The organism is Micromonospora sp. KC723 (assembly GCF_004348595.1).
In the GTDB taxonomy this organism is placed as follows: domain Bacteria; phylum Actinomycetota; class Actinomycetes; order Mycobacteriales; family Micromonosporaceae; genus Micromonospora.
The window spans coordinates 52,533-68,344 of the sequence record NZ_SMKD01000013.1 but is presented as its reverse complement, the minus strand read 5'-3'; the positions used below and the strand labels follow the sequence as shown (position 1 = coordinate 68,344).

Below are 15,812 nucleotides of genomic sequence, written 5' to 3'. Positions count from 1 at the left end.
ATCCGGGGGAGTCTAGGCCGCCGGTGCCGGAAGGGTGAGCGCCGGGCGGCCACGGGGGGAGCCGCCCGGCGACGGGTGAATCGTACACGCGCAGGACCCCTCCATGTCCACCCTCGTTCAGCGATTCGTCCACCACCGGCGGCGTGGCGAGAATCGGCTTCTCCCTCCGCCGCCTCTCAGCCGGGCATGCGAGTCTTGATACGCACCACGCCCGACGACCGACCATGCTGTGGAGGACCGGTGGCCCAGCCGACCACGCCCGACGCCCCCAACCCGAACGGGGCGGCTCCCGCCACACCCCCGCCGGTGAGCACCCCGGCGCAGGACGCCACCCTGCTGGAACGGGCGTTGTTCGAGATCAAACGGGTCATCGTCGGGCAGGACCGGATGGTCGAGCGGATGGTTGTCGCGCTGCTGGCCCGGGGGCACTGCCTGCTGGAGGGCGTGCCCGGGGTGGCCAAGACCCTCGCGGTGGAGACGCTGGCCAAGGTGGTCGGCGGTGACTTCGCCCGGGTGCAGTTCACCCCCGACCTGGTCCCCGCCGACATCATGGGCACCCGCATCTACCGGCAGTCCAGCGAGAAGTTCGACGTCGAGCTGGGGCCGGTCTTCGTCAACTTCCTGCTCGCCGACGAGATCAACCGGGCGCCGGCGAAGGTGCAGTCGGCGCTGCTGGAGGTGATGAGCGAACGGCAGGTCTCCATCGGTGGCGAGACCCACCGGGTGCCGGAGCCGTTCCTGGTGATGGCCACCCAGAACCCGATCGAGCAGGAGGGTGTCTACCCGCTGCCGGAGGCGCAGCGGGACCGTTTCCTCATGAAGATCGTCGTCGGCTATCCGACCGACGCCGAGGAACGGGAGATCGTCTATCGGATGGGTGTGGCCCCGCCGGAACCGGCCCAGGTCTTCACCACCGACGACCTGATCGCCCTGCAACGCAGGGCCGACCAGGTCTTCGTGCACAACGCGCTGGTCGACTACGCGGTCCGGCTGGTGCTGGCCACCCGCACCCCGGCCGAACACGGCATGCCGGACGTCGCCCGGCTCATCCAGTACGGTGCCAGCCCGCGCGCCTCGCTCGGCCTGGTCCGGGCCACCCGGGCGCTGGCCCTGCTGCGCGGCCGGGACTACGCGCTGCCGCAGGACGTGCAGGACATCGCCCCGGACATCCTGCGTCACCGGCTGGTGCTCAGTTACGACGCGCTCGCCGACGACGTGCCCGCCGACCACGTCGTGCACCGGGTCATGTCGACCATCCCGCTGCCGTCGGTCGCGCCCCGGCAGCAGGCCACCCCGGCGGCACCGGTCAGCGCCCCGCCCGGGGCCGGCTGGCCCGGGCAGCGGCCGTGACCCCACCCGTGCGTCCGGCGGCCGTCGGCGAACGCGACGAGGCGGTGCTCGCCCGACTCCAACTGCTGATCACCCGCAGGCTCGACGGCCTCCTCCAGGGCGACTACGCCGGGCTGCTGCCCGGCCCCGGCAGCGAGGCGGGGGAGTCCCGCGAGTACCGGCCCGGCGACGACGTACGCCGGATGGACTGGCCGGTCACCGCCCGCACCACCATGCCGCACGTGCGGCGTACCGTGGCCGACCGGGAACTGGAGACCTGGCTGGCGGTCGACCTCTCGGCGAGCCTCGACTTCGGCACCGGGCGGTGGCTCAAGCGGGACGTGGTGGTCGCGGCGGCCGCGGCGCTGGCCCACCTGACCGTCCGCGGCGGCAACCGGATCGGCGCGGTCATCGGCAGCGGAACGGAGCCTCCCGCGCGGGCCAGCCGGTGGCGTGCCGCCCCGCCGCCGGCCGGGCCAGGGACGCTGACCCGGGTCCCGGCCCGCTCCGGTCGCCGGGAGGCGCAGGCCCTGCTCCGCGCCGTGGCGCACACCCCGGTCCGGCCCGGCCGCAGCGACCTCGGGGCGCTGGTGGACATGCTGAACCGGCCGCCGCGCCGGCGGGGCCTGGCGGTGGTGATCTCGGACTTCCTCGCACCGCCGCAGCAGTGGGGCCGGCCGCTGCGTAAGCTGCGGGTCCGGCACGACGTGCTGGCGATCGAGGTGGTCGACCCGCGTGAGCTGGAACTGCCCGACGTGGGGGTGCTGCCGGTGGTCGACCCGGAGACCGGGGAGTTGCACGAGGTGCAGACCGCCGACGCCGGACTGCGCCGGCGGTACGCCGACGCGGCGGTCGCCCAGCGGGACGCGATCGCCGCGCAGGTGCGGGCGGCCGGCGCCGCGCACCTGCGCCTGCGTACCGACCGAGACTGGCTGCTGGACATGGTGCGATTCGTGGCCGCGCAGCGGCACGCCCGCACCCGGGGGACGACTCGATGATCCGTTTCATGCAACCGTGGTGGCTGCTGACTGTGCTGCCGGTGCTCGCCCTGGCCGCCTGCTATGTGTGGCGCCAGCGCCACCGCCGCGCGTACGCCATGCGGTTCACCAACGTGGAGCTGCTGCGTACCGTCGCGCCGAAGGGTCTGGGCTGGCGGCGGCACGCGGCGGCCACCGCCTTCCTGCTCGCCCTGGTGGCGCTCGCCACCGGGATGGCCCGCCCGGCGGTGGACACCCGGGAGCCCCTGGAGCGGGCGACCGTGATGCTCGCCATCGACGTGTCACTGTCCATGCAGGCCGACGACGTGGCGCCGAACCGGCTGGAGGCGGCCCAGGAGGCGGCCAAACAGTTCGTCGGTGAGCTGCCGGCCAGCTACAACCTGGGCCTGGTCTCCTTCGCCAAGTCGGCGAACGTGCTGGTCCCGCCCACCAAGGACCGGGACGCGGTGACCACCGCGATCGACGGGCTCACCCTGGCCGAGTCCACCGCCACCGGCGAGGCGGTCTTCACCTGCCTGGAGGCGATCCGCTCGGTGCCGGCCGACGGGACGGCCGGTATCCCGCCGGCCCGGATCGTGCTGCTCTCCGACGGGTACCGCACGGCGGGTCGGTCGGTGGAGGAGGCGGCGGCGGCGGCGCAGGCGGCGAACGTGCCGGTCTCCACCATCGCCTTCGGCACCGACTCGGGACAGGTCGACATCAACGGCCAGCCGCAGCGGGTGCCGGTGGACCGGCTGGCGCTGGCGGAACTCGCCGAGACCACCGAGGGCTACTTCTACGAGGCCGCCTCGGTATCCGAGCTGAAGCAGGTCTACCAGGACATGGGCAGCTCGATCGGGTTCCGCACCGAGCCGCGCGAGATCACCCAGTGGTACGCCGGGGTGGCGCTGCTGTTGGCGCTCTGCGCGGGTGGACTGAGTCTGCTCTGGACGTCGCGGATGCTCTGAACCCACCGCCCGGCCGGGCGGCCGGGGAGTCCCGGCCCGGCCGGGCGGCCGGCGCGGTCAGTGCCCGCCGCCGGCCAGGACGAAGACGACGGCCACCCAGACGGCGGCGAGGGTGAAGCCCAGCGGGGCGAGGTAACGGCTCATGGGACGGCTCCGGTGGCGACTGGACGGTCCGCGTTGCGGGAGCGGACCGCAGGGGTTGGTCAGGACGCGCACACGAAGTCGTGGCCGGGGTGCTCCACCGCGCGGCGTCCGGCGGGACGGCGCGGGCCGGCCACCCCGGCAGGACGGCCGGGGCGGGCGGTGCGGGGAGCGGGAGCTGGGTCAGCTCGACCGGCTGAGTCGCGGCTCAGCGGGGCTGACGGAGGGCCCGGCCACGACTGGGAGGATCGCTATCTCGCACAGCGATCACCTCCTGCGGGTCGGCGGGGCTCGGGTACGCGGGCCGCATGCCGGGCCGCGAACGCGGATTATCGTACAACTTCGACGGTGGGGGCGCGCACCGGGCCGGGCGGTCGCCGGCGCGACGCCACCCCGTCGCCGTTAGGGCTTACCTGCCGGTAACGCCTAGGCTCCGACCGACGTAGAGATCAGCTGACCAGAGGGAGGACCCGTGGCCCGTACCGTGCTGGTGACCGGCGGCAACCGGGGGATCGGCCTGGCCATCGCGCAGGCCTTCGCCAAGCAGGGCGACCGGGTGGCGGTGACCCACCGCAGCGGTGACGCCCCCGCGGGACTGTTCGGCGTGACGTGCGACGTCACCGACGGCAGCTCCGTCGACGCCGCCTTCTCCGCCGTCGAGGCCGAGCTGGGCCAGGTCGAGGTGCTGGTCGCCAACGCCGGCATCACCGACGACACGCTGCTGATGCGGATGTCCGAGGAGCAGTTCACCGGGGTGCTCGACACCAACCTCACCGGCGCGTTCCGTTGTGCCAAGCGCGCCTCGACGAAGATGCTCCGGGCCCGGTGGGGGCGGATGATCTTCATCTCCTCGGTGGTCGGCCTCTACGGCGGCATCGGCCAGGTCAACTACGCGGCGAGCAAGGCCGGCCTGGTGGGCGTGGCCCGGTCGATCACCCGGGAGCTGGGCAGCCGCAACATCACCGCGAACGTGGTCGCCCCCGGTTTCGTCGACACCGACATGACCGCCAAGCTGCCCGAGGAGCGCCGCACCGAGTACCGCAAGGCCATCCCGGCCGGCCGGTTCGCCGAGCCGGACGAGGTCGCCGGCGTGGTCACCTGGCTGGCCACGGACGCCGCCGGTTACATCTCCGGCGCGGTCATCCCGGTCGACGGCGGCCTCGGCATGGGCCACTAGAGAAACGTACGGAGGAACCCTTCCCATGGCAGGACTGCTCGCCGGTAAGCGGCTGCTGGTCACCGGCGTCATCACCGACGCCTCGATCGCCTTCTCGGTGGCGAGGCTCGCCCAGGAGAACGGCGCCCAGGTCGTGCTCACCGGCTACGGCCGGCTCTCCCTGGTCGAGCGGATCGCCCGGCGGCTGCCCGAGCCGGCTCCCGTGATCGAGCTGGACGTCACCAACGCCGAACACCTGGCCGGCCTGGCCGACCGGGTCCGTGAGCACGTCGACGGCCTCGACGGGGTGGTGCACTCGATCGGTTTCGCGCCCCAGAGCTGCCTGGGCGGCGGCTTCCTCGACGCCGGGTGGGAGGACGTGGCCACCGCGCTGCACGTCTCCACGTACTCGTACAAGTCCCTCGCCACGGCGGCGCTGCCGCTGATGTCGCCGGGCGGCTCGGTGGTCGGGCTCACCTTCGACGCCAGCCAGGCCTGGCCGGTGTACGACTGGATGGGCGTGGCCAAGGCCGCCCTGGAGTCCACCTCCCGCTACCTGGCGATGCACCTCGGCAAGCAGGGCATCCGCAGTAATCTGGTGGCCGCCGGGCCGCTGCGCACCATGGCCGCCAAGTCCATTCCCGGCTTCGAGCAGTTCGAGCAGGCCTGGGCCGCGCGGGCCCCGCTCGGCTGGAGCCTGACCGATCCGGAGCCGACCGCCCGCGCCTGCCTGGCGCTGCTGTCGGACTGGTTCCCGGCCACCACCGGCGAGATCGTCCACGTCGACGGCGGCTACCACGCGGTCGGCGCCTGACCCCGGGGGCGGAACGGCCTCGTCCCGGGGTGGTTGCCGGGCCGTCACGGCCGTCGGGGGAGAATGTGCCCATGGCGTACGACGCGTTGGTGCTGGTCTCCTTCGGCGGCCCGGAACGGCCGGAGGACGTGCTGCCCTTCCTCCAGAACGTGACCAGGGGCCGGGGCGTTCCGCCGGAGCGGCTGGCCGAGGTCGCCGAACACTACCTGCACTTCGGCGGGGTCTCCCCGATCAACCAGCAGTGCCGGGAGCTGCTCGCGGCGATCCGCGCGGACTTCGCCGCCAACGGTGTCGACCTGCCGGTGTACTGGGGCAACCGGAACTGGGACCCGATGCTCGCCGACACCGTGGCGCGGATGCGCGACGACGGGGTGAGGCGGGCGTTGGCCTTCGTCACCAGCGCGTACGGCGGCTACTCGTCCTGCCGGCAGTACCAGGAGGACATCGCCGCCGCCCGCGCCGCGGTCGGCCCGGACGCTCCGGTGATCGAGAAGCTGCGCCAGTTCTGGGACCATCCGGGCTTCGTCGACCCGCACGCCGACGCGGTGCGGGCGGCCCTGGCGCAGCTCGATCCCGCGAAGCGAGACGGCACCCGGTTGGTCTTCACCGCCCACTCGATCCCCATCTCGGCGGCGGACACCGCCGGCCCGAGCGGGGGCCGGTACACCGCGCAACTGGCGGAGACCGCCCGGTTGGTGCACGCCGCCGCCGCGCCGGAGCTACCGTACGACCTGGTCTGGCAGAGCCGCTCCGGGCCGCCCCAGGTGCCGTGGCTGGAGCCGGACATCAACGACCACCTGACCGCGCTCGCCTCCTCCGGCGTGACCGCCGTGGTGGTCAGCCCGATCGGGTTCGTCTCCGACCACCTGGAGGTGGTCTGGGACCTCGACACCGAGGCGCTGGAGACGGCCAAGCAGCTCGGTCTCGACTTCGTCCGGGCGGGCACCCCGGGCACCGACCCGCGCTTCGTGGCGATGGTCCGCGAGCTGGTGGCCGAGCGCACCACGCCCGGCGGGGAGCGGCTGCGCCGCCGCCTCGGCGAGCTGCCAATGTGGGACACCTGCCCCACGCCGTGCTGTGTGCCGCCCGCCGGCCGCCCCTGAACAACCGCCCCCGACACCCCTTGGACGAGATGATGCAGAACCGCAAGCCGGTGGAGAGCTGGCTCACCGACATGGACGGCGTGCTGGTGCACGAGGGCCAGCCGGTGCCGGGCGCCCCGGAGTTCATCAACCGGCTGCGCTCCTCCGGCAAGCCCTTCCTGGTGCTCACCAACAACTCCATCTACACCCCGCGCGACCTCCAGGCCCGGCTCACCCGGATGGGGTTCGAGGTGCCCGAGCGGGCGATCTGGACGGCGGCGCTGGCCACCGCCCAGTTCCTCGCCGACCAGCGGCCGGGTGGCACCGCGTACGTCATCGGTGAGGCCGGGTTGACCACGGCGCTGCACGCGGTCGGCTACGTCCTGACCGACTTCGCTCCGGACTACGTGGTGCTGGGCGAGACCCGGACGTACAGCTTCGAGGCGATCACCAAGGCGGTCCGGCTGATCAACGACGGGGCCCGGTTCATCTGCACCAACCCCGACGTCACCGGGCCGTCCATGGAGGGCGCGCTGCCGGCCGCCGGCTCGGTCGCCGCGATGATCTCCAAGGCGACCGGGGTGGAGCCGTACTTCGTCGGCAAGCCGAACCCGATGATGATGCGTTCGGCGCTCAACACCATCGAGGCGCACTCGGAGACCACCGCGATGATCGGCGACCGGATGGACACCGACATCCTCTGCGGCCTGGAGGCCGGGTTGGAGACGATCCTGGTGCTGACCGGGATCAGCACCCGGGCCGAGGCGGAACGCTACCCGTACCGCCCCTCGCGCATCGTCGACTCGGTGGCCGCCCTGATCGACGAGATCTGACGGGCCCTGCCGGCTCCCCGCGGCACGTCCTCAGGGACGTAGCGGGGCGTTGCAGGCGGCGACCAGGGCCTGTCGGCAGGCGGTGGTGAGCGGGCGCAGCGCCGCGTCGCGTTGCTGGGCCTCGTAGGTGTTGACCGCTCCACCCGGCGCGCTCTCCCCGGCGAGGGCGAGCACCCGGTCGAGCACGGCGGCCCGGGCGAAGAGCCGGCGGGCGCGCGGGTCGAAACCGGGTGGCAGGTCGGTGGTCCCGTCCGGGCGGCGTAGCGCGGCGAGGGCCCCGGCCAGCTCCGGTCGCCACTGGGCCACGTCGAGCCGGGTCAGCGCGGCGGTGGACTCGGCGAGCGCGGTGGCCAGCTCGGCCTCCGCCTCCGCGGCGCCGGGGGTGGCGAGCGACGCCGTCGGCGTGCTCGCGGGCAGCGGGTAGACCCGCCACAGCACCGTCTCCCAGGTCATCCCGGACCCGGAGGTGTGCGTGCGGACCTCGGGGATCAGCCCGAGCGGCCCGGCGACCACCGCCTCGCCGGCCAGCAGCGCCGCCCCGGCGAAGTCGCCTGGACCGGGCAGGCCACGCGGGTCGCCCGGTGCGGGCAGCACCAACCGGATCTCGTCCGGCGAGAGCTTGGCCAGGGTGGGCAGCGCCTCCCGCAGGGGCACGTCGGTCCAGGTGCCGGGGGCGTCGGCGACCAGGTGCTCCTCGTCGCCGGCGATCTCCTCGGCGACCTCGTCGAAGGGCACCAGCCCGGCGCGCCACGCGCGCACCCAGGCAACGAACCGGCTCGACCGGCGCGGGGCAAGGGTGGCCGCGCCCGTTGCGGGGAGGGACATGCGGAAAGGGTACGTGTTCCCCGCCGCCCGTGTCTCGACTGCCGCACGGCCCGGGTGGCCTGACCCGAACTACCCCTTTCGCCCCTGGTTGCCTGTTGGTGGAGTGTCCCGGCGTGCCCTGGGCGGTCCGGCCGGGCGGCGCGTCGGCGGGCGGCCCGCCGGGCGTCCGGTTAGCGTGACCGACATGGCGGGGCGATACGACGGGGACGTGCTGGCGGGAAACTGGCGACGGCGTACGGCCGTCCCCGAGGTGGACGCCGAGCCGGACCTGGTGGTCGAGGACGCCGACTCCGGCTTCTGCGGGGCGGTGGTCGGTTTCGAGTCCGGCGCGGTGACGCTGGAGGACCGCCACGGCCGGCGGCGTCACTTCCCCCTGTTGCCCGCCGCCTTCCTGCTCGACGGTCGGCCGGTGACCCTGCGCAGGCCGGTGCGGGCCCCGGCGCCGGCCGTGCGCCAGCGGACCGCCTCCGGGTCGGTCGCCGTCGACAACGTCAAGGCGCGGGTGGCCAAGGCCAGCCGGATCTGGGTCGAGGGTGTGCACGACGCCGCCCTGGTCGAGCGGATCTGGGGAGACGACCTGCGGATCGAAGGGGTGGTGGTCGAACCGCTGGACGGCATCGACGCGCTCGACGCCGAGGTGCGGGCCTTCGCCCCCGGGCCGGGGCGCCGGCTCGGGGTGCTGGTCGACCACCTGGTGCCCGGTTCCAAGGAGAGCCGGGTCGTGGCGCGGGTGAACTCTCCGCACGTGCTGGTCACCGGTCACCCGTACGTCGACGTGTGGCAGGCGGTGAAGCCGAAGGCGCTCGGCATCCGGGAGTGGCCGGTGGTGCCGCCGGGACGACCGTGGAAGGAGGGCGTCTGCGCGGCGCTCGGCGTGGCCGAGCCGGCCGAGATGTGGCGGCGCATCCTGTCCCGGGTGGACGGTTTCGCCGACGTGGAGACCCCCTTGATCAACGCGATGGAGCGCCTGATCGACTTCGTCACCGAGCCGACCTGAGCCCGCCCGGCGCCTGATCCACCACCCAGGCGAGACCTTCTGGCCTGACCGACGGAAGACCCCCGACGGCTGGTGTGCCTGAGTACGAATCTGGTCCACCCGCCGTCCCGGGCCGTCAGCGCGGCGTCGCCTGAGTGAGTCATCTGTGTGCTCGAGTGCGGTGGCGAGTGGTGACCTGGTACCCCCTGCCGCCGCCGGGTCGGCGGCCCGCCGGTCAGGGTTCCTGGTCGGGAGTGCGGGTGAGGACGAAGGTGGCGACGTCGAGGGCGACGACGCGGCCGTCCCCGTCCCGGACGACGGTGAGGATCTCGCCGTCCTGCCCGCCGGACCGGCCCCGCCAGCGGTCCGGTCCCTCCGGGACGAACCGGAGGTTCAGCTCGCCGGGCAGGCCGGCCCGCAGCTCGCCCGACTCGTCGGCGCGGACCTCGAACTCCGTCCCCATCCACCACCAGCGCCCGGTCAGCTCGGCCAGCGCCGCCGGGGGTGGCGCGGCGGCCGGCCGCCACGGGGCCACCGCCGGCGGTTCGGCGTCGAGCACCAGGGTGAGCAGCCGACGGGCCAGGCTGCCGATCCGGAACGTGTACGAGTTGGCGAGGGCCACCACGGCGGTCCGGGTCGGCCGGTGCACCACCAGGGCGGCGACGTAGCCGGGCATCGAGCCGCCGTGACCCACGTAGACCCGGTCGCCGTTGCGGTAGAGCTCCAGCCCGAGGCCGTGCCCGTGGGTCCACGAGTCCAGGTCGCTGATCACCACCGGGGCGCACATCGCGGTCAGGGTGTCGGCGGCGAGCACCTCCGGCGTCGGGTCGGCGAGGAACGCCGCCCAGCGGCCCAGGTCCTCGACGGTGGACCAGAGCTGCCCGGCCGGGGCCATCGCCCCGGTGTCGGTACGCGGCTCCTCCCGCAGCGTGTCGTGCCACGGGTGCACCACGTAGCCGCGGGCGTACGGCTCGGTGGGGTGGTAGGTGGTGCGGGCCATGCCCAGTGGTGCCAGGACGCGTTCGCGCAGCAGCTCGATCCACGGCGTACCGGTGATCCGTTCGAGCACCCCACCCAGCAACCCGTACGCCAGGTTGGAGTAGTGGTAACCGCGCAGCGGCGGGTAGGCGATCTTGTCCGGGGTGAGCCCGGCGACCAGCGTCGCCAGGTCGCTGCCCTCCGTCCGCTCCCACCACCGCCCGTCCGGCTCGCGTTGCAGGCCGCTGGCGTGGCTGAGGAGCTGACGCAGGGTGCGGTCGCCGAGCGGCGTGCCGGGCAGGTACGCCGCCAGGGGGTCGTCGAGGGTCAACCGGCCGGCGTCGCGTTGCTGCATGACCAGCGTGGCGGTCATCGTCTTGCTGATCGAGCCGAGCCGGTACTGCAGGTCCACCCCCGGGCAGGGGTGCGCGCCGGCGGCGGCGAGGTGGGTGAGGGTGCCGTCGTGGACCACCCCGAGCACCAGGGACGGGACACGGCCGGCGGCCTGCGCCTCCGCGACGAGGACGTCGACCTGGCGGGCGGTCTCGGGTGAGAGGGTCACGGCGTCTCCCTCGGTCAATGCGGCTGCGGGCCAGAGCTTACTGATCATGCTGCCTCGTCGGGACGTGCGTCAGCGTGTCACGATCAGAGGGTGGACGCCGTGGTGTGGGTCGTGCTGGGAGTGCTGCTGGGCGTCGCGGAGATCTTCACGACGACGCTGTTCCTGATCATGTTCGCGGTCGGCGCCTTCGCCGCCGCGGGCGCTGCCGCGCTGGGAGCGCCGGTGCCCATCCAGGCGTTGGTCTTCGCCGTGGTGTCGGCGTTGTCGGTGGCGGTGGTGCGGCCGGTGATCCGACGGCACGCCCGGAGCGCGCTGGAAACCGGCGACCAGGCGTTCGGGGTGGAGGCGCTGGAGGGCGCCACCGCGCTGGTGCTGGAGCCGGTCGACACCGGGCGTGGGCTGGTCAAGATCGATGGCGAGGTGTGGAGCGCTCGTTCGTACGACGCGACGCAGGCCTTCGAGCCCGGTGAGCGGGTGCAGGTGATCAAGATTCGGGGCGCCACCGCCCTGGTGTGGCGGGACGATATTTCTTCCCCCGGCGAACTGCCGGAAGCGAAAAGGTGAGCATATGGAATTCGCAGCGGTCCTGTTGATCGCCATCGCGGTGATCGTGGTGGTGACCCTGATCAAGGCGGTGCGCATCGTGCCGCAGCAGCGGCAGGACGTGGTGGAGCGGCTCGGGAAGTACAAGCGCACGCTCAATCCGGGCCTGAACCTGCTGGTTCCCTTCGTCGACGCGGTCCGCACCAAGGTCGACATGCGCGAGCAGGTGGTCAGCTTCCCGCCTCAGCCGGTGATCACCTCGGACAACCTGGTCGTCTCCATCGACACCGTTCTCTACTACAAGGTCGTCGACTCGGTGCGGGCGACCTACGAGATCGCCAACTTCATCCAGGCGATCGAGCAGCTCACCGTGACGACGTTGCGTAACGTGATCGGCTCGCTGGACCTGGAGCGGGCGCTGACCAGCCGCGAGGAGATCAACCGGCACCTCTCCGGGGTGCTGGACGAGACCACCGGCCGGTGGGGCATCAAGGTGACCCGGGTGGAGATCAAGGCGATCGAGCCGCCGCCGAGCATCCGCGACTCGATGGAGAAGCAGATGCGCGCCGAGCGGGACCGTCGGGCCGCCATCCTCAACGCCGAGGGGCACAAGCAGTCGCAGATCCTCACCGCCGAGGGTGAGAAGCAGGCCGCGGTGCTGCGCGCCGACGGTGACCGGCAGGCCCGGATTCTCCAGGCCGAGGGTCAGGCCAAGGCGATCCGGACGGTCTTCGACGCGATCCACCAGGCCAACCCGAGCCAGAAGGTGCTCGCCTACCAGTACCTCCAGGCGCTGCCGCAGATCGCCAACGGCTCGGCCAACAAGGTCTGGATCGTCCCGGCCGAGTTGACCAAGGCCCTGGAGGGGATGGGCGGCGCGCTGGGCGGGCTGAGCCGGATGGTCGGTGACGAGCCGTCGCCGGAGGCCTCCGACACCGCCAGCGAGGTCGAGCGGGAGGCCGCCGAGGCGGCCCGGGCCGCGGCCAACGCCGCGCAGGAGATCCACAACGAGGTACGCGTCGCGGAGGCGCAGGCCACCGGCGGCAAGACCCCGCAGGGGCTGCCGGCCCCGGAGCCGGTCTCCCCGGAGAGCCTGCTGGACGACCGGCCGGACCAGCGCGAGCGGGGCTGACCGGCGTCGTCCCCGACGGCGGGACGACAAATGCGAGAAACGCTCATGCGGTGCCCCGGCGCCTGCCACGATCGGTCCTGAGGACGGGTGGTGGCGAGGAGCCGGGGCACCGGTGCGTTCCCCGCCGCTCGTCGACGACCGAGCGAGGTGAGGCATGCAGGATCCGGCGAAGCGGCTGGTGCCCCGTACCCCCGTGCGTGGCGCCCACGATCCCACCGGTCCGCTGGGCAGCCGGCGAACCGGCGGCGGTTTCGCAGTGCTGCCCTTCGTCGGCGACCCCCCGCCCGCCGCCCCGGCCACCGACGCCAGTTGGGCCTGGTCGCTGCGACGGTTCGCCCGCGCCGCGGTGTGGCTCCTGCCGGCGTACGCGGTCCTCTACGGCGTGGTGGCGATGGCCAGCGACGGCGGCGTGGGCAACGACCCGTACCCGGCCGACGGTCGGCCGCTGTACCTGCTGGGATGGGTGGCGGCGGTCTGGCTGGGCCTACTCGCGCTGCTCGCCCTGACCGGGCTGCTCGCCGCCACCCGGGTCCGGCGGATCGCCGTGGCCGGCCTGCTGGTCAGCATCGCCGGTACGGTGCTGATGCTGCCGTTCGCGGGCTTCGAGGAGCAGACCCCGGTCTTCGGCACCACCGCCCGGATGCTGGTGCTGGCCGGCGCCAGCTGCTACAGCGCCGGCTGGCTGCTCACCGGCTGGTCGGTCGCCCGCTCCGGGACCTTCGCCATCGGCGACGGGACCATGCTCATGATCGCCGCCCCGCTGCTCGGCCTCGGTGGGGCGCTGGTCGGTAGCCTGCAGACCTTCGGCGCGATCTTCGTACTGATCGCCGGCATCGGCATCGGCTACCGTTCCGGCCGGTTGGTGCCCGCCACCATCGCCCGTGACGCCGCCGCCGCGAGCGTCTCCACGCCCGTCGCCACCGCCGACCCCCAGGGTCCGCTGCCCGCCGCCTGACCACCGGGCCCCTCCGTCCCACGTCGCTTCCGTGCGCGAACCTGCCGATCCATCCGGTGGGGGACGGCGGGGAGCCGAGGAGGAAAGGGGGAGAAACCAGACGGTGAGGCCGTGTGGCAAGGAAGTCGCTGGCAGGCGGCCGTGAGTTGGCTGACAATCGCGGTTCCGAGTGGCCTACTCCTCGCCGACCTGGTCATTCTGGGGTCCATGTCCCGCCCCCGGACGCCGCTGTCGCGGCTCTTCACCGTGCTGCTCGCCGGCGTGCTGGCCGGTCTCGCCCTGGCGGTCGCCGCGCTGCCGGGCAACCTGCTCGCCGGGTACGCCGCCAAGGCGGCGCTCGGGGCCTACGACGACCTGCCGGCGGCGCTGAGCACCCCGGCCACCCCGCAGCGCTCGTACGTCTACGCCAACGACGGCAGGACGCTGCTCACCACCTTCTACGACGTCAACCGCACCGACGTGCCGCTGGCCGAGATCGCCCCGGCGATGCGCCAGGCGATCGTGGCGGCGGAGGACCGGCGCTTCTACTCGCACGGCGGGGCCGACCTGCGCGGTATCGTCCGTGCCCTGGTCGCCAACGTGACCGGCGGAGACACGCAGGGCGGCTCCACGCTGACCATGCAGTACGTCCGCAACGTGCTCAAGAGCGACCCCCACCGCAGCGCCCAGGAGCAGCAGGCGGCCACCGAACAGACCATCGGCCGCAAGCTCCAGGAGATCCGGTACGCCACCGCGCTGGAGCACAAGCTCAGCAAGGACGAGATCCTCAACCGGTACCTGAACATCGCGTACTTCGGCTCCGGGGCGTACGGGATCGCGGCGGCCAGCCAGCGCTACTTCGGCAAGACACCGGCCGACCTGACCCTCGGCGAGGCCGCCCTGCTCGCCGGCCTGGTCCAGTCCCCGGACGCGTACAGCCCGATCGACGGCGACGCCAAGGCGGCACTGGCCCGGCGCGGGTACGTGCTGAACGCCATGGTCGGCACCGGCGCGATCACCCAGGCGCAGGCCGACCGAGCCAACACCGAGAAGCTGGTCCTGCACCCCACCGCCCAACCCAACGGCTGTGTGGCCACCCGACCCGCCGACGACGGCTTCTTCTGCGACTACCTGCGCCGCTGGTGGCTGGAGCAGCCCGCGTTCGGCGCCACCGGGCAGGAGCGGGAGCAGGCGCTGCGCCGGGGCGGCTACACGGTGGTCACCTCTCTCGACCCGCGGGTGCAGGCCACCGCCGTCGAGCAGGCCCGCAAGGTGTACGCCCCCGGCGACCGGCGGGCGCTGCCGATCGCGGCCGTCGAGCCGGGCACCGGAAAGATCCTCGCCATGGCGGTCAACCGCCAGTACGGCGTCGGGCCCGGCCAGACCGTCAACCCGTTGGTTTCCGGCGGCGGCAGCATCGAGGGCTACCAGGCCGGATCCACGTTCAAGCTCTTCACCATGCTCGCCGCGCTGGAGTCGGGGCGTACCCTCTCGACCGGCTTCGACGCCCCCAGCCGGTTGCCGACCCGCTACCCGGCCGAGGGCGAGGGCAGCTGCGACGGCAAGTGGTGCCCGGCCAACGCCAACCCGGAGCGGATGGACGGCTACCGCATGATGTGGGACGCCTTCGGCCGCTCGGTGAACACCTACTTCGTCTGGCTGGCCGAGCAGGTCGGCGAGGACAAGGTGGTGGAGATGGCGCAGCGTCTCGGCATCACCTTCCGGGCCGGGTCCGACGCGGCCTTCGCGGAGCACGACGCGGCGAACTGGGGCGCGTTCACCCTCGGCGTGGCCGCCACCACCCCGCTCGACCTGGCCAACGCGTACGCCACCGTGGCCGCCGAGGGCATGTACTGCACCCCGACGCCGGTGGTGTCGGTGACCGCGCCGGACGGTCGGAAGGTGCCGGTCGGTGCGCCGTCCTGCAAGCGGGTGCTGAGCCAGGACGTGGCCCGCGCCGCCACCGACGCCGCGCGCTGCCCGGTGGGGCAGCAGTCCGCGTACGGGCAGTGCAACGGCGGGACGGCCAGCGGGGTGGACGGGATCGTCAGCCGGCCGGTGGCCGGCAAGACCGGCAGTTCGGAGCAGAACGCCACGGAGACCTTCGTCGGGTTCACCCCGCAGGTCGCGGTGGCCGGTATCGCCGCCAACCCGGACAACCCGAGCGACGCGGTCGGCGCGGCCGTGCAGTCGCAGGTGATCGCGGCGGTCGCCCGGGTCATCCGTACGGCGGTCGACGGCCAGCCGGTGCGCGACTTCACCGCGCCGAGCCCCGAACTGGCCGGTGACATGCGCCGCCCGGAGCCGCCCGCGCCGTCGCCGTCTCCGTCGCCGTCGGCGACGATGCCGGGCATCCCGCCGGACCTGCTGCGCTGGCTCCAGGGCCGCCGCGGCTGAGCCGCCGTTCGACCAGCTGACACCCCGCGAGCGGGACATCCTGCGGCACCTCGCGGCCGGCGAGACCAACGCCCGCATCGCCCGGCGCTTCGGGCTCAGCGAGAAGACGGTACGCAACCAGCTTCCCGCGGTCTTCGCCCAGCTCGGAATGACCGACCGGGCGGT

15 protein-coding genes and 1 pseudogene are annotated in these 15,812 nt (G+C 73.2%); 13 read left to right on the top strand and 3 right to left on the bottom strand.

What is annotated here, in order from left to right; genetic code table 11:
• Positions 1-240 precede the first annotated feature (240 nt).
• Genes E1165_RS05605 through E1165_RS05595 form a run of 3 tightly spaced genes read left to right on the top strand, consistent with a single transcriptional unit; the run spans position 241 to position 3,274 of the window.
• Positions 241-1,350 (top strand): MoxR family ATPase, encoded by a 1,110-nt coding sequence (locus E1165_RS05605; RefSeq protein ID WP_132388399.1) that lies wholly within the window; start codon positions 241-243, stop codon positions 1,348-1,350.
• Positions 1,329-2,327, top strand: a complete 999-nt coding sequence (locus E1165_RS05600; protein ID WP_132388397.1) for a DUF58 domain-containing protein — start codon at positions 1,329-1,331, stop codon at positions 2,325-2,327. The genes E1165_RS05605 and E1165_RS05600 overlap by 22 nt, the downstream gene beginning before the upstream one ends.
• Positions 2,324-3,274: a VWA domain-containing protein gene (locus tag E1165_RS05595; protein WP_132388395.1), complete on the top strand. Its 951-nt coding sequence runs from the start codon at positions 2,324-2,326 to the stop codon at positions 3,272-3,274. Before E1165_RS05600 ends, E1165_RS05595 begins: the two co-directional genes overlap by 4 nt.
• A 57-nt stretch (positions 3,275-3,331) precedes the next feature.
• Here the strand turns inward: E1165_RS05595 and E1165_RS28825 are convergent, their stop codons facing one another.
• Positions 3,332-3,490, bottom strand: a complete 159-nt coding sequence (locus E1165_RS28825; RefSeq protein WP_165945145.1) for a hypothetical protein — start codon at positions 3,488-3,490, stop codon at positions 3,332-3,334.
• 397 nt (positions 3,491-3,887) lie between these two features.
• On the opposite strand from E1165_RS28825, the gene fabG reads away from it, so the two are divergent.
• From fabG to E1165_RS05575, 4 genes are all read left to right on the top strand, one after another.
• Entirely contained in the window at positions 3,888-4,592 is a 705-nt protein-coding gene (gene fabG, locus E1165_RS05590; protein ID WP_132388393.1) for a 3-oxoacyl-ACP reductase FabG, read from the top strand.
• A 25-nt stretch (positions 4,593-4,617) separates the two neighbouring features.
• The gene (fabI, locus tag E1165_RS05585) at positions 4,618-5,385 is read left to right on the top strand and encodes an enoyl-ACP reductase FabI (protein ID WP_132388391.1); all 768 of its coding nucleotides are present in this window, start codon (positions 4,618-4,620) and stop codon (positions 5,383-5,385) included.
• 71 nt (positions 5,386-5,456) lie between these two features.
• Positions 5,457-6,488 carry a ferrochelatase gene (locus tag E1165_RS05580; protein WP_132388389.1) on the top strand — a complete coding sequence of 344 codons (1,032 nt, stop codon included), beginning with the start codon at positions 5,457-5,459 and terminating at the stop codon, positions 6,486-6,488.
• 32 nt (positions 6,489-6,520) lie between these two features.
• On the top strand, positions 6,521-7,300 hold the full coding sequence (locus tag E1165_RS05575) for an HAD-IIA family hydrolase (RefSeq protein ID WP_132388387.1): 780 nt from the start codon (positions 6,521-6,523) through the stop codon (positions 7,298-7,300).
• Between the two features lie 30 nt (positions 7,301-7,330).
• Here the strand turns inward: E1165_RS05575 and E1165_RS05570 are convergent, their stop codons facing one another.
• Positions 7,331-8,125: a hypothetical protein gene (locus E1165_RS05570; protein WP_132388385.1), complete on the bottom strand. Its 795-nt coding sequence runs from the start codon at positions 8,123-8,125 to the stop codon at positions 7,331-7,333.
• 184 nt (positions 8,126-8,309) lie between these two features.
• Between E1165_RS05570 and E1165_RS05565 the strand changes: the two genes are divergently transcribed.
• On the top strand, positions 8,310-9,122 hold the full coding sequence (locus tag E1165_RS05565) for a DUF3097 domain-containing protein (protein ID WP_132388383.1): 813 nt from the start codon (positions 8,310-8,312) through the stop codon (positions 9,120-9,122).
• A 214-nt stretch (positions 9,123-9,336) separates the two neighbouring features.
• On the opposite strand, the gene E1165_RS05560 is transcribed toward E1165_RS05565, so the two are convergent.
• Positions 9,337-10,641 (bottom strand): serine hydrolase, encoded by a 1,305-nt coding sequence (locus E1165_RS05560; RefSeq protein WP_132388381.1) that lies wholly within the window; start codon positions 10,639-10,641, stop codon positions 9,337-9,339.
• Between the two features lie 90 nt (positions 10,642-10,731).
• Here E1165_RS05560 and E1165_RS05555 point away from each other — a divergent pair, with 90 nt between their 5' ends.
• The 5 genes and pseudogenes from E1165_RS05555 to E1165_RS30330 form a co-directional block, all read left to right on the top strand.
• The gene (locus E1165_RS05555; protein ID WP_132388379.1) at positions 10,732-11,205 is read left to right on the top strand and encodes an NfeD family protein; all 474 of its coding nucleotides are present in this window, start codon (positions 10,732-10,734) and stop codon (positions 11,203-11,205) included.
• Between the two features lie 4 nt (positions 11,206-11,209).
• Positions 11,210-12,316, top strand: coding sequence for an SPFH domain-containing protein (locus E1165_RS05550; protein WP_132388377.1), 1,107 nt, complete (start codon positions 11,210-11,212; stop codon positions 12,314-12,316).
• Between the two features lie 154 nt (positions 12,317-12,470).
• Entirely contained in the window at positions 12,471-13,271 is an 801-nt protein-coding gene (locus E1165_RS05545) for a hypothetical protein (RefSeq protein ID WP_132388375.1), read from the top strand.
• A 141-nt stretch (positions 13,272-13,412) separates the two neighbouring features.
• Positions 13,413-15,647: a transglycosylase domain-containing protein gene (locus E1165_RS05540; RefSeq protein WP_132388373.1), complete on the top strand. Its 2,235-nt coding sequence runs from the start codon at positions 13,413-13,415 to the stop codon at positions 15,645-15,647.
• Positions 15,535-15,801: pseudogene (locus E1165_RS30330) on the top strand (response regulator transcription factor); the annotation flags it as partial. The gene E1165_RS05540 and the pseudogene E1165_RS30330, both read left to right, overlap by 113 nt.
• Positions 15,802-15,812: the final 11 nt, after the last annotated feature.